This window comes from Methanomassiliicoccaceae archaeon DOK (genome assembly GCA_009911715.1).
Lineage (GTDB): Archaea > Thermoplasmatota > Thermoplasmata > Methanomassiliicoccales > Methanomethylophilaceae > Methanoprimaticola.
Genome location: CP047880.1, coordinates 1 through 23,269, shown reverse-complemented (window position 1 = coordinate 23,269; position 23,269 = coordinate 1). Strand labels below are relative to the sequence as shown.

Below are 23,269 nucleotides of genomic sequence, written 5' to 3'. Positions count from 1 at the left end.
TTTTTGGCTGTTCAGTAGTTGTCGAGGGAGGACGACTGGAGGGTGCCCTCCATGTACTGCTCGTATCCGTACAGGTCGAGGAACCCGTGACCGGAGAGGCAGAACACGATGGTCTTCTCCTCGTTGTTTGCCTTGCACTCCAGGGCCTTGTCGATCGCGCCCTTGATGGCATGGCACGACTCGGGAGCGGCGACGATGCCCTCCGTCTTGGCGAAGGTCACACCCGCCTCGAAGGTCTCGGTCTGGTCGTATGCCACCGCCTTCAGCAGGTTCTGGTCGTAGGCGGCGGAGACCAGCGGCGCCATGCCGTGGTACCTGAGGCCTCCTGCGTGGATGCTCTTGGGCACGAACTCGGACCCGAGCGTGTACATCATGATGAGGGGCGTGATTCCGCCCGTGTCGCCGTAATCGTACCTGAACTCCCCCTCTGTGAGGGACGGTGCGGCCTTGGGTTCTACCGCGATGATCTCGGTCTCGCTCTTGCCCTTGATCTTCTCCGCCATCATCGGGAAGGTGAATCCCGCGAAGTTGGAGCCTCCGCCGACGCACGCGACCATGTAATCCGGTTCGATTTCGGCCTTCTGCATCTGGAGCATGGCTTCCTCCCCGATGACGGTCTGATGCAGCATCACATGGTTCAGGACACTGCCGAGTGCGTAGCATGTTCCCTCGTCCTTGACCGCGAGCTCGCATGCCTCGGAGATCGCGATGCCCAGGGACCCGGTCGTGTCCGGATGCTCCTTGAGGATCTTCTTCCCGAACTCCGTGTACTCGGACGGGGAGGCGTACACCTTCGCACCGTACATGTTCATCAGGGTCTTCCTGAAGGGCTTCTGGTTGTAGCTGCCCTTGACCATGAACACGGTGGTGTCGATATCGAACAGATTCGACACCATGGCCAGGGCTGTCCCCCACTGGCCGGCGCCGGTCTCTGTGGTGAGGGTGTGGATTCCGGACTCCGCGTTGTAGTACGCCTGTGCCAGAGCCGTGTTCCCCTTGTGGCTTCCGAGAGGGCTCATGTCCTCCCTCTTGAAGTAGATCTTTGCAGGGGTCTTGAGATACCTCTCCAGGCGGTATGCCCTCTGCAGGGGGGAGGGCCTGTTCAGATTGACCAGGGCGTCACGGACCTCCTCGGGGATGTCGATGTACCTCTCGGTGGAGCCCTCCTGCTGGATGATGGGCTTGCAGAATATGGCGGCGAAGTCCTCAGGCTTGGCGGGCTCCTTGGTGACGGGGTTGAGTGGCGGAGCCAGAGGCTCGGGAAGGTCGGCCGCGAGGTTGTACCATCTCTTGGGAATCTCCTCGGGGTCGAGTGTGATGCGTGCGTCTTTCGGTATTGCCATGAGTTATGCTAATCATTGGATATATATGTACATAATGGTTAGAGAATGTACTTTATTATACAATATATTTGATTCTGAACGAATGTTATTGTTCATCAGCGTACAGAGTGGTGAAAGGCCCCGTATCGATGCATTTAAGATAGTTTTTTATAGAAGTTCTTGCATATACTGTGGTAGTGAACTAAGGGTTGACAACCGAGGGATAACATGGACGACATCGACATCCTGCTCTCCATGGTGGAGAACCCCACCCGGAGACGCATACTGGAATCGCTGGTACGCGAGCCGAGCTATCCCCTGCGCCTGTCCAAGGAGCTGGGGGTGAGCCAGCAGGCCGTGATGAAGAATCTGGCACTGATGGAGCAGAACGGCCTCGTGGTCAGCAGCCGCGTCGACAGCTCCATGGGTCCCATGAGGATCGTCTACACCCCAAACACGGAGTTCACTCTGGTCGTGGAGATGCACAGGAGCATGTTCTCCGCCAAGGTCATCGGGTCCGAGAGAGTCATCGTCGACACCCCGACCGGAATGACCGCGGAGGAGGCGTCCGAACGCATCCAAGAGATAGACTCAAGGATTAAGGAGCTCGACAAGGAGCGCGCCGCTCTGGTCTCGGAGAGGAACGCGATCGCTGAGGCGTTCGCGGAATCCGAGACGGAGGAACAGGGCACGGATGGGAACATCGAACAGATGACAATCGAAAGGGAGGTATGAGTATGGTAAACGAGAAAGCGATCAAGGTCGCCGAGTTGAAGCCCGGCGAGACTGGCAGGGGAATAGCCAGACTCGACCCCGAGCTGATGGACATCCTCGGAATCAAAGTCGGCGACATAGTGCAGATAGACGGTAACAGGAAGACCGTCGCGAAGGTCCTCAGGGGCGCTCCCGAGGACGCGAACCGCGGGATCATAAGGATCGACGGATCGACCAGGCGCAACGCGGGGGTCTCCCTCGACGAGAGGGTCGCGGTCAAGAAGGTGGCCGCGAAGAACGCCGAGAAGATAACGTTCGCACCGACCGAGCAGCTGAGGCTGCAGGGAGGCGAGGAGTACCTCAGGCAGGTCCTCGAGGGAAGGGCCCTCGCCAAAGGCGACACCATCACGCTGAACGTGATGGGCAACAAGATCGACCTGGTAGTCACGTCCTTCGCTCCGTCGGGAGAGGCCGTGCTGATGGCCAACACCACCGAGGTGAAGGTCTCCGACAAGCCCGCCGCGAACAACGGCGACGTCCCGAAGGTCTCGTACGACGACATCGGAGGTCTGGGGGACGCGGTCAGGAAGATCCGTGAGATGGTCGAGCTGCCGCTCAGGCACCCCGAACTCTTCAAGAGGCTGGGCGTGGAGGCTCCCAAGGGGGTGCTGCTCCACGGACCACCAGGAACAGGGAAGACCATGCTGGCCAAAGCGGTCGCAGGGGAGACGAGCAGCAACTTCATCTCCATCGGCGGCCCGGAGATCGTCAGCAAGTTCTACGGTGAGTCCGAGGGCAAGCTGAGGGAGATCTTCAAGGAGGCCGAGGAGAACGCGCCGAGCATCATCTTCATCGATGAGATCGACTCGATCGCCCCCAAGAGGGAGGAGGTCAACGGCGAGGAGGAGAGGCGTATCGTCGCCCAGCTCCTGTCGCTGATGGACGGCCTGAACTCCAGGGGAAAGGTCGTGGTCATCGGAGCCACGAACAGGCCCAACTCCATCGACGAGGCACTTAGGAGGCCCGGCAGGTTCGACAGGGAGATCGAGATCGGAATCCCGGACAGGGACGGAAGGCTCGAGATCCTGGAGATCCACACCAGGGGCATGCCCCTCGCGGAGGACGTCGACCTGAAGTGGCTCGCGGACAGGACCCACGGATACTCCGGAGCCGACCTGTCGGCTCTCACCAAGGAGGCCGCCATGGCCGCGCTCAGGAGGGTGCTGCCGGACGTGGACCTCGAGGCCGAGGAGATCCCCAGGGAGGTGCTGAACTCCATCAGCGTCACGAAGGACGACTTCAAGAACGCCCTGAAGGACATGCAGCCCTCGACCATGAGGGAGGTCCTGATCGAGAAGCCCAACGTCAGATGGGAGGACATCGGAGCCCTCGAGGACGCCAAGCAGGAGCTGAAGGAGGCTGTGGAGTGGCCCCTGAAGTTCGGCAAGGTCTTCGACCACATGAACGCCAAGCCCCCAAAGGGGATCCTGCTCTACGGACCGCCCGGCACCGGAAAGACCATGCTGGCCAAGGCGGTGGCGACAGAGTCGGAGGCGAACTTCATCGCGGTCAAGGGCCCGGAGTTCCTCAACAAATGGGTCGGAGAGTCCGAGAAGGCCGTGAGGGAGACGTTCAGGAAGGCGAGGCAGGCATCGCCCTGCGTCATCTTCATGGACGAGATCGACTCGATCGCACCGGAGAGGGGATCCGGAAACGGGGACAGCAACGTCACCGAGAGGGTCATATCCCAGATGCTGACCGAGATGGACGGCCTCGAGAGCCTGAACAACGTCGTGGTCATCGCGGCGACGAACCGCCCGGACATCATGGACCCCGCCCTGCTCAGGCCCGGGAGATTCGACAAGTCGATCTTCATCGGACCTCCGGACAAGGAGTCCAGGAAGTCGATCTTCGGCATCCACACCAAGGGCCGCCCGCTGGCGGACGACGTGGACCTCGACGACCTCTCCGAGAGGACCGACGGGTGCACCGGAGCGGACATCGCCGCCATCTGCAACGAGGCGGTCATGAACGCGGTGAGGAAGCTGGTCTCGACGAACCCGAACCCCAGCGACGACGACATCGCCGCCTGCAAGGTCGACAGGGAGGACTTCGAGAAGGCACTCGAGAAGTTCGGACCCAAGGCCAGGGAGGAGCTGAAGGAGTACGGGAAGGAGTGATCCCTCCCCTCCTCAAACACTTTAACGAAAACATGAGAAAGAGAAAAAGCCAGAACACTGGAATCAAGGAAAATCGACAAGGGAGGAATTGACTATGAGCGCAGCAGATGACATCTGGAACGACCTCTTCGGAGGTTTCGAGAGCCTGAACAGAAGGATCGAGGACATGTTCTCGCAGATGGACATGACCGGTCCCGACGTGAAGACGTACGGATACACCATGTACCAGGGACCCGACGGCGTGAGGCACGTCAAGGAGTTCGGCAACTCCGGCAGCAGGCTGAACGCGCTGAGCTCCGGCGACACCAGGGAGTTCTTCACCGACGTGACCGAGGAGGACTCCGTGGTCAGGGCGGTTGCCGAGATCCCCGGGGTCGCCAAAGAGGACATCACCCTCAGATGCACCGGGAACATGCTCTCCATCAAGGTCGACACCCCGGGCAGGAGGTTCGAGAAGGACCTCGCCCTGCCCTGCGACGTCGACGTGGACTCCGCCAAGGCGGAGTACAACAACGGCCTCCTGGAGGTGACACTTAACAAGGTGTCGCCGTCCCACGAGGGAAAGACGATCAGCATCGCCTGATCGCACCGGGGGCGGGATCCCGCCCCCTCACCGGGCCCTTCCAACCATTCTGGGAGAGTCTGGCACCCTTTTATATAGAAGGTCTGACACTTTGTCAAACATGGGCAGGAACGACCTAATCAACACCACCAGAGCCATCCTAGCGAAGGCGGGGTTCGACGTGTCTTCCGCCCTGACGATCAGAGGCGTGTGCTTCGACGTGGTCGCGAGGCTGGACCAGAAGGTCCTGATCATCAAGGTCCTCAGCAACATCGACGCGTTCTCCAAGGAGAACGCCGAGGAGATGAAGGTCCTCGCGGAGGCGCTGAGCGCGACGCCCATGGTCGTGGGCGAGCGTTCCAGTTCGGGAGCGCTCGAACCCGGCATCGTCTACTCCAGATTCAACATATCCATCGTCTCCAACGAGACGCTGGCCGACCTCCTGCTGGAGGAGGCGCCACCGTTCATCTTCGCGGCGCCCGGCGGCCTGTACGTCAAGCTGGACGGCGACCTCCTGAAGTCCATCAGGGAGGACCGCGGCATCAGCCTCGGCGCCCTGGCGGAGACCGCTGGGGTCTCCCGCAGGACCATACAGATGTACGAGTCGGGCATGGGCGCCATGATAGACGCGGCGCTCCGCATCGAGGAGTACCTCGGACTCCCAGTCATAGAGCCGATAGACCCGTTCGAGTTCAAGAGCGAGGAGCGCAGCAGGGAGGAGCGCACGGGACGCGAGCCGATAGACACGTTCGCGGTCAACCAGCTCTGCAACCTCGGCTTCTCCGTCACCCCCGTGATCAAGAGCCCGTTCGAGGCCGTGAGCCACAACAGCAAGGCGCTGATGCTCACCGGACTCGGCACGGATGACGCCAAACTCATCCAGAAGGCGGTCGTCGCCTCCGACATAGCCCGCATCATGGACCGTTTCTCCGTCCTGATAGTGGAGTGCAAGCACGACCGCGACAACATCGACTCCACCGCCGTCGTCTCCAACGACGAGCTGAAGAAGATCGACGCCCCGGAGGACCTCACGGACCTCGTGGCCTCCAGGGGGACCAGGAAATGATCGAGCTCCCGGTCGGAGACTGCAGGGTTTGCATACTGCCCGTCGTGAACGGCATCCTGTCCGAGACCGCGAAGGTCGAGGCAGCATACGGCGGGTTCGAGGCCTACGGCGTCTCCCTCGGGATCGAGGGCATCCAGGCCATCAAGAACCGCGTTCAGCTCCAGGACGACTTCGAGGTGAGCGAACTCGACATAGCATACGCCCAGAGGATGGAGCAGCTCACGGGGGAGCAGGTCGAGATCCCGTCCCCCGCCATGTGCGTGCTGGTGGACCTCTGCTCCAAGGAGGGCAAGAACGCCATCGCCCTTGACATGAACGACGCGGACTTCACGGAGATGTACTGCGACACCGTGAAGGCATGGGACTTCGTGAAGGAGCACCGCCTCGCCAAGAAGGGCATGAAACACAGATTCAAGTCGACCGACCCTGCGTCGTTCGCCGTAGAATGGGACTCCTTCATCCACGAGGTCAAGGGATACAGGCAGGTCTCCGAGAAGAGGGAGGCGTACATAGCCGACCAGATAAGGGACGTCGCCAGGTACAAGAGGAGCCTGCTCGCCGTGATCGAGGTCGAACGTGCCGAGAACATAGCCAGACTCCTGAGGTGAGCCATCATGTCATGCGACAAATGCGAGGAATGCCGCGAGAACGGATACACTTACTGCATCCACTGCGGAGAGCCGCTCGACTCCTGCCCGCACTGCGAGGAATCCAGGGAGGCGGGGTACGCGTACTGCGCCTCCTGCGGAAGGCCGCTGCATACGGTTCAGGCCGAGCCACGGACATCCTCCCAATGGAACGTCCTCAGGAGCGTCATCATCGGCACCTCCGTGCTGGTGGCCGTCCTGCTGCTCGCTGAGTTCTGCGCCATGCTCCTGGGCATAGAGGCTGTCTGGAACTGGGCGTCGGGCGCATCCTACGATGTCCTGCTGCTCGTACCCAAGCTGGTATCGATCGGCGCCCTCGGCGGAACCGGGCTGCAGCTGTTCTGGATAGTCATCGTGGCGGCCATAGTGGCCTCGGTGGCCCTCGTCCTCTACCAGACCCTACCCGCACTGAAGACTCCCAGGGAGAAGGTGGCGGAGGAGTTCTCGAAGACCCCGCTGTACTGGGTCGCGATGCTGCTCGGAGCTGCGCTGTTCCTGAACGTGGTCTGCGTCGTGATACAGATCGACGAGGTCAACCTGCCGACGGACTCCGACATCGGATTCATCCCCGAGGCCCTGTACGCCTACGCCAATGCGGCTGTCTGGGAGGAGGTCATCACCCGCATCGTGTGGATCGGTGTGCCGATGGCAGTGCTCGGACTGCTGTGCAAGAAGAAGGACGCCCTGAAGTACCTCGTCGGGGGATTCGGGATGAGCCGTGCGGCGTTGGTCCTGATCGTGATCTCATCCGTCATATTCGGGTTCGGCCATCTGTCCGGATGGGGTCTGTGGAAGGTGGTCCCCACGTTAATCTCCGGTCTGGCGATGGGGTACCTGTACGTCCGCTTCGGGGTTCACGCATCCATAGTGTTCCACTTCATCGTGGACTACATGGCCGTCCTCGCAAGCGGTTCCACGGCGCTGCTGGTGTCCGCTATCCTGATGGTCATCATAATATCGGGAATCCCGTCGCTCATCGAGATAGCCAGGAAGCTGCTCCGTACCCCGGAGGCTGTGAAGGGAATGCCCAACATCGTCCCGCCGGATCAGGAGAGCATCTTCTCCAGGCGTGACTGAGAGGCCCTGGCGGACTCGAGGCTCTTGGCCTCTATGATGAAGTTGCCGCCGTAGCGGGAGAGGCGCGACAGCACCTTCGGGAAGTCTATGTTCCCGTCGCCGATCGTCAGATGCTCGTCCCTCTGCCCGTTGTTGTCGTGGATGTGGATGTTGACGATCCTGTCCCCGAACGTGTCGATCATCGCATCGATCTGTCCCGACGTGTTGGCATGACCGATGTCGAAGCATATCCCGAGATCCGTGCCGTCCACGATGTCGGCCAGAGCGGAGGCGGATATGCCCAGGAATATCGGGACGTCGGGCATGTTCTCTATCGCCACGGGGACGCCGTACTCCCTCTGCATCATTTCGAAAACACGCATGGACCTCTTAGCCCTCTCGGCGGCGCGTTCCGCCGTACCGTGGACCGACATGGATGCCAGACCCGGGTGGACGGTGACGGTCTTCGCGCCGATCTCCGCCGACGAGGCTATGACCGCGCAGGTCTCGGCGACCGACGCATCCCGGAGCCTGTCGGAGAATGAGGCCACGTTCAAATCGCATATCGGTGCGTGCACCGAGCACGATATGCCGGCGGCTGACACGAGGTCCTCGATCTCCGCCTCCCTGTTGATGACGGAATGGTCTATCTCCGAGAAGATCTCCCAGTGACGGAAGGTCTCCGAGACAGGGTCGACCCAGTCCGACAGCGGACTGTTGCTGAAGTGGGTGCAGGACATCCCGATCATTGCTTGACCTCCTCGCCGTCGACCGTCATGGGTGCCACCCTGTCGATCAATGCGACGAGGTCGTCGTCCTCGACTGAGATCTCGATGGCCCCCAGCACAGGGTTCCTGTCGGCGAAAGAGATCTTCCCGACGGTCGCCACCTGCTTGTTCAGGCTCATCCTGGTCCTGTGGCCGCGCATATTGGAGATGAGGACGGCACGGGCCGCATCGAGGATCCTCTGCCTGCGGATCAGCTTCCCGAAGCTGTCGAGGGAGGGCACGATGCCCTCGAAACCGCCTTCGACCGGTTCGAGCTCCGCATCGGGGAATATAGCCAGGACTGCCGAACGCACCTTGTCGGGGTCCTCGCTCGGATTGACCGGACAGGAGATTGTAACAGAGGTCATGCGGTTCTCTAGACATCTGATGATATATAAACTGGATAAGAGGAGCCTGTGTGAATACCAATGCGGATGCATGTTCCCGCGCGTTTCGAAGTGGGGCGCAAACGAATATAGCCTAGTGCAACATCCCTTCGGACATGAAGGAGGAGATCCTGTCTGCAGCTGCGAAGAGAAAGATTTTCTTCTCTCCGGACGCCATGGAGATGATCCTCTCGAACAACGACCCGATGGCGTTCACCAACACGGTGTTCGCCCACCTCTCGTCGAACATGATGTTCGTGAACAAGCAGGACATCATGGACTGCATAGCGGGGGACAAGACCCTGTTCCAGGCCCCCAAGGAGGTCAAGCCGAAGAACAGGTTCACTTCGGACCTCACAGTCATGAAGGGGACCGACATCACCGGCGAGTCCACCTGCGAGGGCAAGATCAACGACTTCGCCAACTACTTCCGGAGCCGCTTCTTCACGCTCAAGAGGCTCGTGGAGAAGCGCAACGACTTCGGCAGGGCGATGGACATCTCCAGGGCGATGACCCTCGACAGGGACGTCAAGGTCACAGGCATCGTCTACGACTGCTCGACCACCAAGAACGGGCACACGATGCTCACCATAGAGGATGACACCGGGACGGCAAAGGTGTTCATCTCCAAGGACTCCCCCCTGAGCTCCGAGACCTTCGTCAACGACGAGGTGATCGGAGTCCTCGGAAGGCCGAACGTCCAGAGGTCCATGATCATCCCCGAGAAGATATACCGTCCCGACATCCCCCGCAACCACACGTGGGAGGTCTCCGACACCCCGTCCAAAATCGCCTTCCTTTCCGATGTGCATGTCGGAAGCGCAACGTTCCTTGAAAACGATTGGCGCAGGATGATCGAGTGGCTGAAACACAATGCAGAAGCGGAATGCATAAACTACCTCGTGTTCCCGGGCGATGTCGTAGACGGGATCGGCGTGTTCCCCGATCAGGACAAGGAGCTCAACATCAAGGACATCGACCAGCAGTACGAGACACTGGCGGAGAACCTCAAAGAGATCCCCGATCACATCAAGATGGTCGTGCACCCCGGCAACCACGATGCCGCACGCCTTGCGGAACCGCAGCCCGCACTCAACCTGAGGTTCACCAAGAACTTCGACTCGAACATAATCATGGTCGGCAACCCAGTGTACCTCAGCGTGGAGGGGCGCACGGTGCTCACCTACCACGGGAAGAGCCTCGACGACTGGATCGCGGCCGTCCAGTACCTGACGTACGAGAACCCCCTCGACACCATGAAGCAGATGTGCGTGAGGAGACACCTTGCACCGATCTACGGTCAGAGGAACGCCCTGGCCCCTGAGAAGAAGGACTACATGGCCATGGAGTACGTGCCGGACATCTTCGTCACCGGACACGTCCACGGAGTCGGCGAGGAGATCTACAACGGAGTCAGGATGATCAACGCCTCCACCTGGCAGTCGCAGACGGAGTACCAGAGACAGCACAACTTCAACCCGGACCCGGGAATCATGCCCGTGGTCGACCTTGGCAACGGCCAGATCAGGATGCACAACTTCCACGAGTGACCTGCAATCAATCCTAATTTTGACACTGTTCTCGAACGGGATCCGACGACAGAATGTTTAAAAAAAGTAACCGGGCCCAAAGGCCCGGTGTTGAAATGGAGTTTCTTAAGGGGTTTAGAGACGATCCTGGATCAGCACCGCGATGATGATGAAGGCACCGAGCAAGAGCATCCCGTAAGAGACGATCCAGATTAGGTTGAAGGACCTCTTCAGCTTGACAGGGTCCTCCTGTATCTCCTCCAGACGCTCTTCGATGGATTTCACTCTTCCGCGGCTCCTTTGCTCTTCAGGTGCTTGAGGCGGGTGGTGTTCTCCCTGTCCATCTCTTCGAGACTGAACTTGACGAACCTCTCTGCCTCCTGCAGCTCGGGGATGATCTTGTACTCAAGGGCGTTGACACGCCTCTTGGTCTTCTCGATCTCATCCAGCAGCTTCTTCATCGTGGTCTCGACCTCGGCGGCACGGATGATCGTGTCGAGGAGCTTCTCGAACGCGTTCGAGGCACCCTCGATGTAGGGGGATGTGGAGATGACTCCGTATCCCTTCTCGGTCATGTTCGTGTGCACCCAGTCTGCCTCGACCTTGGGAACCATCATTCCCATGATGCTCTTGCTGCTGAGCTTCACCTGCGGGTCTGCCTTCAGGGCGTATGCCGCGCTTCTCACGGCGATCTCTCCCTCGACAGCCCTGGCGATGGTGATCTTCTCCATCGCGACATCGTAGTCGGCGGAGACTCCTTCACGCATCTTCCTGGCCTTCTCCAGGACCTCGAAGAACTCGATGATGAGACCATCTCTCTTCATCTTCAGGATCTTGTATCCGCTCTTGGTGAGCTTGATCCTTCTCTTCAGGTCCAGGAGGACCGAGCGGTTGGGGGTGACATCGTGTGCAGCCATGGCAATCACTTCTTGGGCAGGTACTTCTCGAGGTACTTGCGGCTGATCCTTGTCAGCTGGTCGAGGTCGAGCTCGGTGAAGATCTCCCAGGCGATGTCCAGGGTCTCCTCGATGGAACGGTCCTCGTCGATTCCCTGACGGACGATCCTGTCCTCGAAGATGTCGGCGAAGTCGAGGAGCTTCCTGTCCTTGGCGGAGAGGGAGTCCTTTCCGACGATGGCCACGAGACCGCGGAGATCCTTACCCTCGGCGTAGGACGCGTAGAGCTGATCGGACACGTTCTTGTGGTCCTCACGGGTCTTGCCGGCTCCGGTTCCTCCTCCCATCAGCCTGCTGAGGGACGAGGAGACGTTCACGGGCGGGTAGATTCCGGCCCTGTGGAGCTCCATGGACAGAACGATCTGACCCTCGGTGATGTAACCGGAGAGGTCGGGGATCGGGTGGGTGATGTCACCGCTGGGCATGGTCAGGATGGGGATCTGGGTGATGGAACCCTTCTTGCCCTTGATCCTTCCGGCACGCTCGTACAGCTGAGCGAGGTCGGTGTACATGTAACCGGGGTATCCACGCCTTCCGGGCACCTCATCACGGGCGGCTCCGATCTGACGGAGGGCCTCGCAGTAGTTGGTGACATCGGTCATGATGACCAGCACCTGCATTCCGAGGTCGAAGGCCATGTACTCCGCGGTGGTCAGACCGAGACGGGGAGTCAGGGTCCTCTCGACTGCGGGGTCGTCAGCCAGGTTCAGGAAGACCACGGCGCTCTTCAGGGCACCGGTCCTCTCGAACTCCTTCATGAACATCTGCTTCTCTTCGTTGGTGATACCCATGGCGATGAACACCACAGCGAACTCCTCGTTCTCACCGCGGACCTTGGCCTGCCTGGCGATCTGAAGAGCCATCTCGTTGTGGGGAAGTCCCGACTGGGAGAAGATAGGCAGCTTCTGACCCCTGACCAGGGTGTTCATTCCGTCGATGGTGGAGATTCCGGTCTGGATGAAATCGGAAGGACTGTCCCTTGCCCAGGGGTTGATGGCTCCTCCCTCGATGTCCAGCTCCTTCTCGGGAACGATCCTGGCTCCTCCGTCGAGGGGCTCTCCGGATCCGGACAGGATCCTTCCGATCATGTCCCTGGAGACGGGCATCTTCATGGTGTCGCCCAGGAAGCGCACGGATGCGTCCCTGTCGATACCGGTGGTTCCCTCGAACACCTGGATGACGACGATGTCGTCGGATGTGTCCAGAACCTGTCCCCTCCTGATGGATCCATCGGACAGCCTGACGTTGACCATCTCCTTGTATCCAACGGGGTCGGTGTTCTTGACGTAGACGAGAGGTCCGGCGATCTGGGAGATCGTCTTGTACTCTTTGGTAATGTCTGCCATTCGAATCACACTCCAAGCTCGGCGAACTGCTTGTCCATGTCCTCGGACACGGCCTTCAGTTCCTCGTCGATCGTCTTCTCGTACTTGGCCTGGTTGAACCTGGTCTTGACGGGGAGGGTGGCGATCTTGTCGACCTGCACTCCGGCTGCGAGGGCCTTGTCGGCCAGGTCGGAGTACTTCCTGATGAGGCTCATCATGACGTACTGCCTCTGGATGGGGCAGTACATATCGACCTCATCGTACGCGTTCTGCTGCAGGAAGATCTCACGGATCATCTTGGCGACCTCGAGAGTGACCTTCTGCTCGTCGGGCAGGGAGTCGGATCCGACCATCTGCACGACCTCCTGGAGCTCGGACTCCTTCTGCAGGATTCCCATGGCCCAGGCCCTCAGTGCGGGGAAGTCCTCGGAGACGTTGTCCTTGTACCACTGGAGCAGCTGTTTGTCGTACATGGTGTACGAGGTCAGCCAGTTGATGGTGGGGAAGTGCCTCCTCTCCCTCAGCTTGGTGTCCAGCGCCCAGAAGACACGGACGATACGGAGGGTGTTCTGCGTGACGGGCTCGGACAGGTCTCCTCCGGGAGGAGAGACGGCTCCGATGACGGAGATGGATCCGTCGTCGCCGCACAGCGCTTTGGCACGGCAGGCACGCTCGTAGAACTCGGACAGACGTCCGGCCAGGTACGCGGGGTATCCCTCTTCTCCGGGCATCTCTTCGAGCCTGGAGGAGATCTCACGCATGGCCTCGGCCCACCTGGAGGTGGAGTCGGCCATGAGAGCCACGTTGTATCCCATGTCCCTGAAGTACTCGGCGATGGTCATTCCGGTGTAGACGGAAGCCTCACGAGCGGCCACAGGCATGTTGGATGTGTTGGCGATCAGGACGGTCCTCTTCATGAGCTTCTCTCCGGTCCTGGGGTCGTCCAGCTCGGGGAACTCTGTGAGAACCTCGGTCATCTCGTTTCCACGCTCTCCGCATCCGATGTAGACGACGATGTCCGCATCGGAGAACTTGGCCAGGGACTGCTGAGTGACGGTCTTTCCGGTACCGAACGCACCGGGGATGGCCGCGGCTCCTCCCTTGGCGAGGGGGAACATGGTGTCGAGGACCCTGAGTCCGGTGATCAGGGGGACGTCGGGCTGGTACTTCTCGGCGACGGGCCTGGGCACACGGACGGGCCAGTACTGGATCATGGAGACCTCTTTTCCGTCGATCAGGGCGATGGTCTCGTCGACTGTGAAGGAACCGGGGAGGATGGACTCGACCTTTCCTTTCTCGATGCTGACGGGGACCATGATCTTGTGGACCATGGGGCCCTCCTGGACGGTACCGAGGACCTGTCCTGCGGTGACAGTGTCCCCCACTTTGACTACGGGGGTGAAATCCCATTTCTTCGCGTGATCCAGTCCAGGCGCGGAGACTCCGCGGTAGATGAAGTCTCCCATCTTCTCCCTGAGGACGGGAAGGGGCCTCTGGATTCCGTCGTAAACGGAGGTGAGGAGACCGGGTCCGAGCTCAACGGAGAGAGGCTTACCGGTGTTTGTGACCGGCTCCCCGGGTTTGATTCCCGAGGTGTCCTCGTAAACCTGGATGATGGAATAGTCGCCGACGATCTTGATGACCTCTCCCATCAGCTGCTCGTTTCCAACATGCACGACGTCGTACATTTTGGGCGAGATACCGGTGGCAGTCACCACGGGTCCGGCGACCCTGTAAATTACACCTTCAGTGCTCATTTATTCATCCTCTGATTTGTATAAGTCAACGCCAATCACTCTCTTGACCTTCTCACGAAGGTCGCTCTCGTCACCACCAACGGGCACGACCACAGGCTGGATGGAGTCCATTACCCTGTTCCTGACTGTGTAAGAGAGATTGTCGAGATCCTTCGCATCCACTGCGAGGATACCAATTGTGGACTGGGAAAGTGCTTCCAGTATCTTCTCCTGGTAGTTTTCTGAGTTCGCCACGAACACACGCCTGATTCCGGCTAGCCTGAACCCGAGCGTGAACTCGTCGCTTCCAATCACTGCGATTTCCATCAGATCACCAGCAGTCCTTTTATGATGTCTTTGTCCAGTCCGCTCTCGATTCCCCGGGCGACCGTCCTGATGTTGTTGACCTCAATCTCCTTGTGGATCATGTAGTCGATAACAGGCACGACGGACAGGGGGTACATGTGAGCGAACTTCTTCGCCTGTGCGATCTCGTACTTCTTCATCTCGTGGACGACGTCCCTGATCAGGACCCTGTCGTCCTCGACGAGGGGTTTGACGAATTCCGAGAACTGCAGCTGGGCCGAATCGTTGACGACGGCCGCAATAGTCTCCGAGTTGGCGAGCTGTGTCGCCACCCTCTTGTCGATCTCTTTGCCTCCGGGGATCATGTACTTCATCACGATCTCACCGTAGACCCCCTCAGCCTTCAGCTTGAGGATGGTCTCGAGGTTCTTCGCATCGATCTCCATCCTGACATAATCCTGGAACATACGTCCGGGCCTGGATGTGGGGTTGATGCTCGACAGTAGCCTGATGTAGTAGTACTTGTCGAGGAAGTCCTCAACCTCTCCGACGCCGTTGTCGGTGCTCTTGAAAGCATTGACGATGTCATGCTGTGGGATACCGACCATGCGGGCGTAGTTCGAGAGCAGGTCTTCGTTGGAGTCGAGGGAGACCAGCTTATCCAGATCTTCCATCTTGAGACTTCCAGCAGGGACGAGGTCGTCCTTGATGGATTCGACGTCAAGACCGTAGGATTTACCGCGGAGGATGACTTTGAGGTTCCAGATATCCCATCTCTCGAGATATGCTGCCACCATCGTCTTGAGCTCACCCTGTGATGACCCAAGGATACTGCCGAACACCTTAGCCATGTTGGCATACGTCGCGTGCTCCACGAGGTTGATTCCCTCGTACCTCGAGGCGAGATCGACGACCTCCTTCTGGTAGCCGGTCTCACTGATGTAACGGGAGATCTCGGGGACGCTCAGCTGCAACATCTTGTTGTAGTCCTCTTCCTTAAGGAGCTGGGCCTTCTTGGCCTTCACCCTGGACACGGTGTACGCGTAGTTTCCTGTTCTTCCGCTGCGGTTGAACATGGGTCTCACCCGAACAGAATGTCGGACACAGCCTTCACGTCGCGGTCCCAGATGGTCTGGAGGAGGGTCTCGTACTGCATGTCGACCTCGATGGTCCCATCCTCGTTCTGGAGGATGAGTCCGGACGAGATCCTGCTGTCGGTCTTGACGGCCCTGACGCCGAGGTCCTCAGCGGTGAACTTGTCGTTCTGGGACATGAGGGCGGTGGGGTTCTCGATGATCTTCTTGGCGCTCTCGACCATGGCCTTGTACTGCCTCAGCTTGACATCGCTGGGAGCCTTCTCAAGACCCTCGAGTGCACTGTTGAAGGCCTCAGCGAGGACCTCCTTCTTCTTGGCCAGGACGACCTTCTTGCTCTCCAGCTCTGCGCTGGACATCTCCTGGCGGTCGAGACGCTCAATTGCCTCTTTGAGCCTCTTTTCCTCTTTCTCTTTCAACTCGGCGATCTTCACGTCCGCGTCGGCGTTGATCTTGACGATCTCGGCATCGGCCTCCGCCTTGAGGGCGGCAGCCTTGTCGTCGGCGTCCCTGAGGATCTCCAGAGTTACGTTCGCTAGTGCCATGAGAATACCTCTCGACGGCTCACATCACGAAGATACAGAGGATAGAGATAACCAGACCGAAGATGACGATAGTCTCGGGCAGAACCGTGAACATCAGTGCCTTTCCGAAAAGGGACATGTCCTCGGTGATAGCTCCGACGGCGGCAGCTCCGATGTCTTTCTCAGCCATACCGGATCCGATACCGGCGAGACCGACGGCGAGTCCAGCTCCGATTGCTACAAGTCCTGCTCCAACATCTCCTTCAAGTGCCATTTTTATACCTCACTTGTTGCATTTTTTGCATTTGAAATGGTTTTCTTGCGTTTGATTTTGAGAGGCTCGAATTCGACTCCGCCTCCCTCGAAGAACTTGGCCATGAACTCCACATACTGCAACCTGAGTCCGTGCAGACCCGCGGAGATGATGGCAAGTACCCATATCATCAGATGCCCGAAAGCCATCATGACAATAGCGAGGATGACTCCTCCGATGCCGCCGACAGATCCGTAGAACATGTCGATGGCGATGTAGTTGAACGCCAGAGCCATACCGGCCTTGGACATTCCGATAGCTGCCAGACGGGCATACGAAAGTACGTTTCCGACAATTCCGGGAAGCTCCAGGATGGCCTGCGCCCCCTCGTGACGGTTCAGGACGGTTCCGACTACGATCAGGACCACACCCACGATGAGACAGGCCATCTCGATAGTGCTGATGGCCGCACCGGTGGGTATTCCGTAGATCAGATAGTTGGCCAATCCGTAACACATGATGACGATTCCCAGGAAGGCGAACAGCCATCCGCCCTTCTCCAGGAACGCGTGCTTGAAACCGTGCTGGATTGTCTTGTTGTAGATAGAACAGATGTATCCCAGAAGCAGGTGGACGATACCGATGTAGACGGTCAGCTTCATGAGGAAGCCGATCCACTCGGCGTCGATCTTACCGACACCGTGTCCTGCAGGCAGGATTCCGCCGAAGAACTCCTCGAGACCGGCTCCGGAGATTCCGAAGTAGACCTCGAACATCTGTTGCCATGTGTGCGTGACCGCTCCCTCTTCGGGCATGCCCACGAAGTGCATACCCAGGAACTCTCCGAAGAACAGGAATCCGAATATGAATGCCCAGATTCCTCCGAAGAAGAACACGGTGGCGATAGCACGCCAGTCCTTGTTGTGCGTGACTTTGAGTCCGTACGCACCCAGGATGATGAACGGGATAGCGTATCCCACGTCTCCGACCATGAATCCGAAGAAGAGAGGGAAGAAAATCGCGATCAGGACGGAAGGGTCAATCTCCTGATACTTGGGAACCGCCACGAGCTTGGTGGGGTACTCGAATTCCTTCGCAATCTTTCCGTTGTTCATCTTTGTCGGAGGCTCTCTGAACCTTGCCTCGATCTCCTCGGAGCCCTCCAGCGACCTGCTGCGTGTCTCCTGGATCTCCACATAGGTTCCCTCGACCTTGGACTCGATCATTTCTTTGACCGATTCCGCCTTCTTCTCGGGTACCCACGCGTCGATCACGAAGGTGTACTCGCTGGTCGCGATCCTTACAGGGATCTCTCCCTTCTCGACCTGGATGGAAAGCTCTTCCTCGGATGCCTCAAGGAAGTCCTTGTGTTTGACAAAAAGAAGCTCGATTTCTTTGTCCGCGCTCTCGAGTTCCGTCTGAGCGGCGGAGATCTCACGGTCAACAACCGCAAGGGCGTTGGCTGCGGATCCCGTCATGCCCTCAGGCACCTGGATCTCGGAGAAACCGTGCTCGGCGAGCGCCGAAGAGACCTTGTCCCTGTCAGCGACTTTGGCGAACACAGCGACGACGTTGTCCCCCTTCTTCTGGAAGGAGGTGAAGACTTCGCAGTCGATTCCCTGGAGGGAAGCCGACGGGTCGTCAACAACGGTTCCGACGACGGAGAAGATGGTCCTGTAACCGGAGTACATCTCCATGTCGACCGGAATTGCGGATAGAAGCTCAAGATTCTTCTTCTTAGCGTTTAACTCGGTGATTCTCTGATTGAGATCATTCCTCTTGTCGAAGATGGAGTTGACCTCCTTCTCGACAAGCTCGACGCTGTCAGATGATATCTGGCTCTTGATTTCATCCTCGGGGACGGGATTGGATTTCGTTTTAGGCGTGATTCCCAATCCTTTTGTCATCGCACGCACCTTCAGCAGCCTCTCGGATGCTTTGGATGAGTACGGACGGGGAGTCCCCAGGGTAAAACCTTCATCCGCGCCGACGGTATGATCGATCAGGTGGATAGCCTTCGCATCGTAGATTGCCTCGATGGCCTCATCGATGTGAGTTTTGGTACCCACGATCACAATCCTACTCATCGACTCAGGAAGTGACATTTAGGGTCCTCTCTATTTCTTTGTTGAGATAGTCTCTAACTTCCTGCATTCTTGCCTCGGACCTGGCCTCGATGTCGGCGGCGATCTTCTTGCCTTCGGCAAGCATCTCGTCACGCTTGGCAGCGAGGACCTCGGATTCCTTGGCCACCGCGGATTCGTAAGAGCTGCGCATCTGAGCCTCAGCGTCCTGAATCTTCTTCACAGAATTCCTGCGAGCCTCAGCGATGGCGGCCTTCTTGTCTGCCTCGGCCTGTGCGACCTTGGCATCAGCGTCCGCCTCCGCTTTCTTTATTTCCGAAAGTATGTCAGTTCGGCTCAAATTAACACTCCCCGACCCTGCTATCGTATCCTGGGAGTGGTACTTAACTCTAATGCCTTTGTATATAAAGAAAACTAAAATAATAGATAGGATGGAACACTGGATTCCGCAGTCAGAACTCCTTTTCTGGATGGAATTCGCGGACGACTATCTCGGTTTCGTCGAGAAGGCTCTTGGAAAGGTCATCCACATAGCCCTCGTCGTACACGATCTCCTTTATCCCGGCATTGATCAGGATCTTGGCGCACATCGAGCACGGGAACGTCGTCGTGTAGATCGTGGCACCGTTGACGCTTACCCCGAAGTAGGCTGCCTGGGTCACCGCGTTCTGCTCCGCATGGACACCCCTGCACAGCTCGTGCCTGGTTCCGGATGGCACATGCATCTGCTCCCTTATGCATCCGAGCTCCTCGCAGTGCCTGGTTCCGCGGGGGGACCCGTTGTACCCGGTGGACAGGACCCTCTTGTCCTTGACGATGACGGCTCCGACCCTCCTCCTGAGACATGTGGATCTCGTCGAGACTAGACGTGCCATCTCCATGAAGTACTCGTCAGTGCTGGGTCTTTCCATGTCATGTCGAATACATGACCGATTATTCAACCCTTCGTACATAAGGAAGCCCGAAATTAACTTTAATAGAGTAGACCATCCCCGGTCGTGAACAAGGCCGACAGGAACCTCCTGATCTCCATCGGGGTCATCGTGATAGTTTTCGTAGGAGGTTACGCCAGCCTGGTCGTCTACACAGGCATGACATCCCCGTTCAGCATAGTCATGTCCCAGAGCATGCAGCACGATCCGGATCAGTCCACCATCGGCAGCATAGACACCGGGGACATCGTCATAGTCAGGGAACCCGACAAGGTGGATATCCAGAGCTATGTCGAGGGCACCCAAAACGGGTACAGCACATTCGGTGACTACGGGTCCGTCATCATCTACAACAGGGGTGACAACCAGAACCCGGTCATTCACCGCGCGATCGTGTGGCTGGAATACAACGAGGAGAGCGACACATGGAGCGCTCCGAGTCTCGAGAACTACGACGGCAGATGGTACTCGATATACTACGACGAGAACGGCCAACCCGTGAGGAACGAGACGGATTTCAACAACATCCGCGGGACCCTCTACTTCGAGGACATAACGGTATCCCAGAAGGACGTGAGCATAGACCTGGACACTCTCGAGAAGAGCAGCGGGTTCCTGACGATGGGTGACAACAGCGAGACCAATCCCAACTTCGATCAGCCGAACATCGTGGATCATACGATCTCGTATGAAGACATCAGGTCCGTCCCGGTGATGGAGATACCCTGGCTCGGAACGCTGAAAATCCTGGTTAATGGCGGGAACAACCTCGAGTACGTCCCGAACAGCCTGCCCTCGTTCGTGATGTTCTTCCTCACGATATTCGGTCTCCTGATACTGGTGGACGCATTCAGCATGTTCAGGAACGAGAGGAGCATCAGGGAAAGACTGGACAAGATCGGCCAGTGGAAAAGATGAGCTCTTCGGGATTGAGGGTAGATGACCCCATACCGGAGGTGTATTCGGCCCTCAACAGGCATAGCCAGGCGTCCCTGGAGAGGGGACCTTGTTCGGAGACCTCCCCTTGTGAGGCTTATAAGCCGGATGGTCGGTCGGGATATCATGGAAGAAATGGAGGGGGGATCCGCAGAGAAGGGGCACGTCACAGTAGTGTACCCTGCATACCCGAACGGCGCTCAGGAGCGCGAGCTCCTGAGGACGCTCGACGTCGTCCGCGACCTTTACAACCATCTCCTCGCGGAATGCATCACCGACGTCATGGAGGGGGGCAGGTTCCCGACCCCGAGGGAGATGAACAAGGGGATCACCGTTATGAGGGGCCAGGATGAAGAACTGAGGTCGGTGGCCGTGTTCACCCTCAGGGACGCGCCCCTGAGAGTGCATGCGGCCATGACGAGGTTCGCGAAGCTGTCTGCGAGGTCGGGGGAGCTGCGGCTCCCCCGCTTCAAGTCCGAGTCCAGATACCGTTCCCTGGCCATCGATCCGAGGGGCGTTAGGTTCGACGGGAGGCGCATGCTCCACCGGCCGAAGGGTGGAAAGGTCGTGACTGCCAGGATCGTCCGCAGGAGGAGCGGCAGGTGGTATGTGCACATCACCTTCGAGGCCGACAAAAGATACCGCAGCGAGATCGACCTGTCAGAACCCGCGCAGCCCGAGGCCTTCGACCTCGGTCTCTGCGACATCATCACCGATTCCAAAGGGGAGAAGATCGAGGCCCCCGACTTCTACGCCGAGTGCGAGAACGAGATCGCCAGGCTCCAGAGGCAGATCGAGTCGATGGAGGACGGACCGAAGCGCAGGAAGAAGCAGAGACGCCTCTCCGCACTGCACGAGAGGATCCGTCGCAGACGCGACGGATACCTCGATGGGGTCGCCAACCGCATGGTGTCCGGCCACTCGGCCGTGATCCTGGAGGACCTCAGGCTTAGGAGGATGATGGAGCGGGACGACTGTCCCGCTCCGAGAAGGAAACTGTTCACGGAGGCCGCTCTGGGAATCCTTGTGAGGAAGGTGGAGGCGAAGGCTGAAAGAGCTTGCATCCCCCTGGTCAAGGTCGACCCGGCGTACACCACACGCACATGCTCGTGCTGCGGGCTAGTGGGTGAGAAAATGCCTCTGACTCGGAGGGTGTTCTCGTGCCCGCGTTGCGGGCTCGAGATGGACCGCGACCATAACGCGGCGCTGAACATCCTGGGTTCCGGCATGGGAACCCTGCGGGGATCCGCAGAACCGTCCGGGTGACACCGGACGACATGGGATCGGGTGGCTATCTACCCTCAATCCCGAAGAACCAAAAGATGAAGCCCCCCACCCCTACATTTCCACTGGAAACGGGAAAAAGGTATGGGGTCATTCCGCATCCTCGTCAAAAATGCCTGAAAGGGCGCAAAAAATCCCAAACCTCATGTAAAAACGATGAAAATCGATGAAAAAATGAACGAATCAGATGCGTTTCCATTCGGAACGAACGGAACCTAATGAAACGAGATGGATTTCCTATGAAAACGATGGAATCACATCAGAGTCGTCTGCTTCTTGGGCTTGACAGCTTCAAATCCCTTGAAGATCTCATCGTTCTTGATCATCGAGATTATTTCCTTAGGTGTGCTAAGCTCAATTTCCTTGGTACGACCGGCTCTTCCGAAGGATTTCACCCTGGCGTGGATTATACCCAGCATATCTAGCTCTGAGATTAGACCAGCGATCCTTCTCTGTGTGAGAACGGATTGACCGATCGCCTCCGAGATGAACTTGTATGTCGCGTAGACATCACCGGTCGTCATGGTGGTCATACCCTCGTCCGTGTTCCTGATTATGCTCATCAGAACGATCTTGGACTGAATCGTGAGAGTCTTCACGACTTCGGAGACGGCATCGAGCTCGATCTTGTTCTTGGCATAACGCACATGGGCTCCGGTGACCTTTGTGTCACCGTTCCTCTCTGCAAAATCGGCAGCCATTCTCAGAAGATCCAGAGCCCTTCTCGCATCGCCCATCTCCTGGGCGGACAGTGCGGCGCAGTATGGGATCACATCATCATCGAGGACACCTTCGTCAAAGGCGTTTTTAGCCCTGTCATACAGAATGTCCTGCAGTTGTTCGACGTTGTATGGAGGGAATATGATTTTTTCCTCACCGAGTCTGCTCTTCACTCTCTGTCCCAGAAGTTCTGTGAAGTTTGCATTGTTTGTTATACCGACAATGGAGACCTTCGAGTTCTGAAGGACCTCGTTGATTGTCGTCATGTAATAGAATATGTCATCCCCGTTTTTCTGGAAGGATCTGTCGATCTCATCGAGAACGATTATGAACACTTTGTCCTGCTTGTCGATGTAGTCCGTGAGTTCGGCGAGGATCTTGTCAAGACTCCATCCGGTGAAGGGTATTCTCTTGCTCGGATCCGTGATAATTTGATTGGAGATGTTGTACAGTATCCCGTACGTCGTGTCGACGACTTCACAGTTCACATAGATGAAACAGCAGTTCTGCTGCACTTCATCGGCTTTCTTCAGTTCCTTCCCGACGAAGTTCATGACCGCGGTCTTCCCTGTTCCGGTCTTCCCGAAGATCAGGATGTTGGATGGCTTGTCCTTGTTCAGGGCAGGCGCTATGATTTCGACTATCTCCTTGATCTTGTCCATCCTGTGGGGAAGGTTCTCTGGAGTGTAGGACGACTGAAGAATCTTCTTGTTCTTCACTATGACATTCCTTTTTTGCATGTACTGTGTGAAGATATTGTTCTCCGTCATCCCGATCCCTTTTCATCGGAAAATACCGCTTTCCGAATTTCTTTCCTGTGTAACGAGGACCTGATTATAAGTGTTTCGAGAAGGTCTCGAACCATCGGATACCGCTGTCTTCTGATCTTT

The 23,269-nt window shown here is 57.9% G+C and carries 23 protein-coding genes; 9 read left to right on the top strand and 14 right to left on the bottom strand.

What is annotated here, in order from left to right:
- Positions 1–11 precede the first annotated feature (11 nt).
- Positions 12–1,343, bottom strand: a complete 1,332-nt coding sequence (locus JS82_00115; protein ID QHK16638.1) for a TrpB-like pyridoxal phosphate-dependent enzyme — start codon at positions 1,341–1,343, stop codon at positions 12–14.
- 207 nt (positions 1,344–1,550) lie between these two features.
- On the opposite strand from JS82_00115, the gene JS82_00110 reads away from it, so the two are divergent.
- The 6 genes from JS82_00110 (at position 1,551) to JS82_00085 (ending at position 7,568) form a co-directional block, all read left to right on the top strand.
- A complete protein-coding gene (locus JS82_00110; protein ID QHK16637.1) occupies positions 1,551–2,057 on the top strand; it encodes a helix-turn-helix domain-containing protein in 507 nt (168 codons plus the stop codon).
- On the top strand, positions 2,054–4,216 hold the full coding sequence (locus JS82_00105) for a CDC48 family AAA ATPase (protein QHK16636.1): 2,163 nt from the start codon (positions 2,054–2,056) through the stop codon (positions 4,214–4,216). The genes JS82_00110 and JS82_00105 overlap by 4 nt, the downstream gene beginning before the upstream one ends.
- A 94-nt stretch (positions 4,217–4,310) precedes the next feature.
- Positions 4,311–4,799 carry an Hsp20 family protein gene (locus JS82_00100; GenBank protein ID QHK16635.1) on the top strand — a complete coding sequence of 163 codons (489 nt, stop codon included), beginning with the start codon at positions 4,311–4,313 and terminating at the stop codon, positions 4,797–4,799.
- A gap of 100 nt (positions 4,800–4,899) precedes the next feature.
- Positions 4,900–5,844, top strand: coding sequence for a transcriptional regulator (locus JS82_00095; protein ID QHK16634.1), 945 nt, complete (start codon positions 4,900–4,902; stop codon positions 5,842–5,844).
- Complete coding sequence (locus JS82_00090) at positions 5,841–6,452, top strand: hypothetical protein (GenBank protein ID QHK16633.1); 612 nt, start codon at positions 5,841–5,843, stop codon at positions 6,450–6,452. The genes JS82_00095 and JS82_00090 overlap by 4 nt, the downstream gene beginning before the upstream one ends.
- A 6-nt stretch (positions 6,453–6,458) precedes the next feature.
- Entirely contained in the window at positions 6,459–7,568 is a 1,110-nt protein-coding gene (locus JS82_00085; protein QHK16632.1) for a CPBP family intramembrane metalloprotease, read from the top strand.
- On the opposite strand, the gene JS82_00080 is transcribed toward JS82_00085, so the two are convergent.
- Together JS82_00080 and JS82_00075 are read right to left on the bottom strand one after the other, a co-directional pair.
- Entirely contained in the window at positions 7,538–8,296 is a 759-nt protein-coding gene (locus JS82_00080) for a TIM barrel protein (GenBank protein ID QHK16631.1), read from the bottom strand. The genes JS82_00085 and JS82_00080 overlap by 31 nt on opposite strands.
- Positions 8,293–8,682, bottom strand: a complete 390-nt coding sequence (locus tag JS82_00075) for a hypothetical protein (protein QHK16630.1) — start codon at positions 8,680–8,682, stop codon at positions 8,293–8,295. The genes JS82_00080 and JS82_00075 overlap by 4 nt, the downstream gene beginning before the upstream one ends.
- Before the next feature lie 134 nt (positions 8,683–8,816).
- Here JS82_00075 and JS82_00070 point away from each other — a divergent pair, with 134 nt between their 5' ends.
- Positions 8,817–10,250 carry a DNA-directed DNA polymerase II small subunit gene (locus JS82_00070; GenBank protein ID QHK16629.1) on the top strand — a complete coding sequence of 478 codons (1,434 nt, stop codon included), beginning with the start codon at positions 8,817–8,819 and terminating at the stop codon, positions 10,248–10,250.
- Positions 10,251–10,510: 260 nt separating this feature from the next.
- On the opposite strand, the gene JS82_00065 is transcribed toward JS82_00070, so the two are convergent.
- From JS82_00065 to JS82_00020, 10 genes are all read right to left on the bottom strand, one after another.
- Positions 10,511–11,155 (bottom strand): V-type ATP synthase subunit D, encoded by a 645-nt coding sequence (locus JS82_00065; GenBank protein ID QHK16628.1) that lies wholly within the window; start codon positions 11,153–11,155, stop codon positions 10,511–10,513.
- Positions 11,152–12,531, bottom strand: coding sequence for a V-type ATP synthase subunit B (locus JS82_00060; GenBank protein QHK16627.1), 1,380 nt, complete (start codon positions 12,529–12,531; stop codon positions 11,152–11,154). The genes JS82_00065 and JS82_00060 overlap by 4 nt, the downstream gene beginning before the upstream one ends.
- Positions 12,532–12,536: 5 nt before the next feature.
- Positions 12,537–14,267 carry a V-type ATP synthase subunit A gene (locus tag JS82_00055; protein ID QHK16626.1) on the bottom strand — a complete coding sequence of 577 codons (1,731 nt, stop codon included), beginning with the start codon at positions 14,265–14,267 and terminating at the stop codon, positions 12,537–12,539.
- The gene (locus tag JS82_00050; GenBank protein QHK16625.1) at positions 14,268–14,573 is read right to left on the bottom strand and encodes a V-type ATP synthase subunit F; all 306 of its coding nucleotides are present in this window, start codon (positions 14,571–14,573) and stop codon (positions 14,268–14,270) included.
- On the bottom strand, positions 14,573–15,628 hold the full coding sequence (ahaC, locus tag JS82_00045; protein ID QHK16624.1) for an ATP synthase A1 subunit C: 1,056 nt from the start codon (positions 15,626–15,628) through the stop codon (positions 14,573–14,575). The genes JS82_00050 and ahaC overlap by 1 nt, the downstream gene beginning before the upstream one ends.
- Before the next feature lie 5 nt (positions 15,629–15,633).
- Positions 15,634–16,191 carry a hypothetical protein gene (locus JS82_00040; protein ID QHK16623.1) on the bottom strand — a complete coding sequence of 186 codons (558 nt, stop codon included), beginning with the start codon at positions 16,189–16,191 and terminating at the stop codon, positions 15,634–15,636.
- Positions 16,192–16,210: 19 nt separating this feature from the next.
- The gene (locus JS82_00035) at positions 16,211–16,444 is read right to left on the bottom strand and encodes an ATPase (protein QHK16622.1); all 234 of its coding nucleotides are present in this window, start codon (positions 16,442–16,444) and stop codon (positions 16,211–16,213) included.
- Positions 16,445–16,446: 2 nt separating this feature from the next.
- Positions 16,447–18,492 carry a V-type ATP synthase subunit I gene (locus tag JS82_00030; GenBank protein ID QHK16621.1) on the bottom strand — a complete coding sequence of 682 codons (2,046 nt, stop codon included), beginning with the start codon at positions 18,490–18,492 and terminating at the stop codon, positions 16,447–16,449.
- A 22-nt stretch (positions 18,493–18,514) separates the two neighbouring features.
- Positions 18,515–18,847, bottom strand: a complete 333-nt coding sequence (locus JS82_00025; GenBank protein QHK16620.1) for a hypothetical protein — start codon at positions 18,845–18,847, stop codon at positions 18,515–18,517.
- Positions 18,848–18,959: 112 nt separating this feature from the next.
- Positions 18,960–19,418, bottom strand: a complete 459-nt coding sequence (locus JS82_00020) for a cytidine deaminase (GenBank protein QHK16619.1) — start codon at positions 19,416–19,418, stop codon at positions 18,960–18,962.
- 87 nt (positions 19,419–19,505) lie between these two features.
- On the opposite strand from JS82_00020, the gene JS82_00015 reads away from it, so the two are divergent.
- Both JS82_00015 and JS82_00010 read left to right on the top strand, forming a co-directional pair.
- Positions 19,506–20,357 (top strand): S26 family signal peptidase, encoded by an 852-nt coding sequence (locus tag JS82_00015; GenBank protein ID QHK16618.1) that lies wholly within the window; start codon positions 19,506–19,508, stop codon positions 20,355–20,357.
- A gap of 144 nt (positions 20,358–20,501) precedes the next feature.
- Entirely contained in the window at positions 20,502–21,641 is a 1,140-nt protein-coding gene (locus tag JS82_00010; protein QHK16617.1) for a transposase, read from the top strand.
- A 272-nt stretch (positions 21,642–21,913) separates the two neighbouring features.
- Here the strand turns inward: JS82_00010 and JS82_00005 are convergent, their stop codons facing one another.
- Entirely contained in the window at positions 21,914–23,149 is a 1,236-nt protein-coding gene (locus tag JS82_00005) for an ORC1-type DNA replication protein (protein ID QHK16616.1), read from the bottom strand.
- Positions 23,150–23,269: the final 120 nt, after the last annotated feature.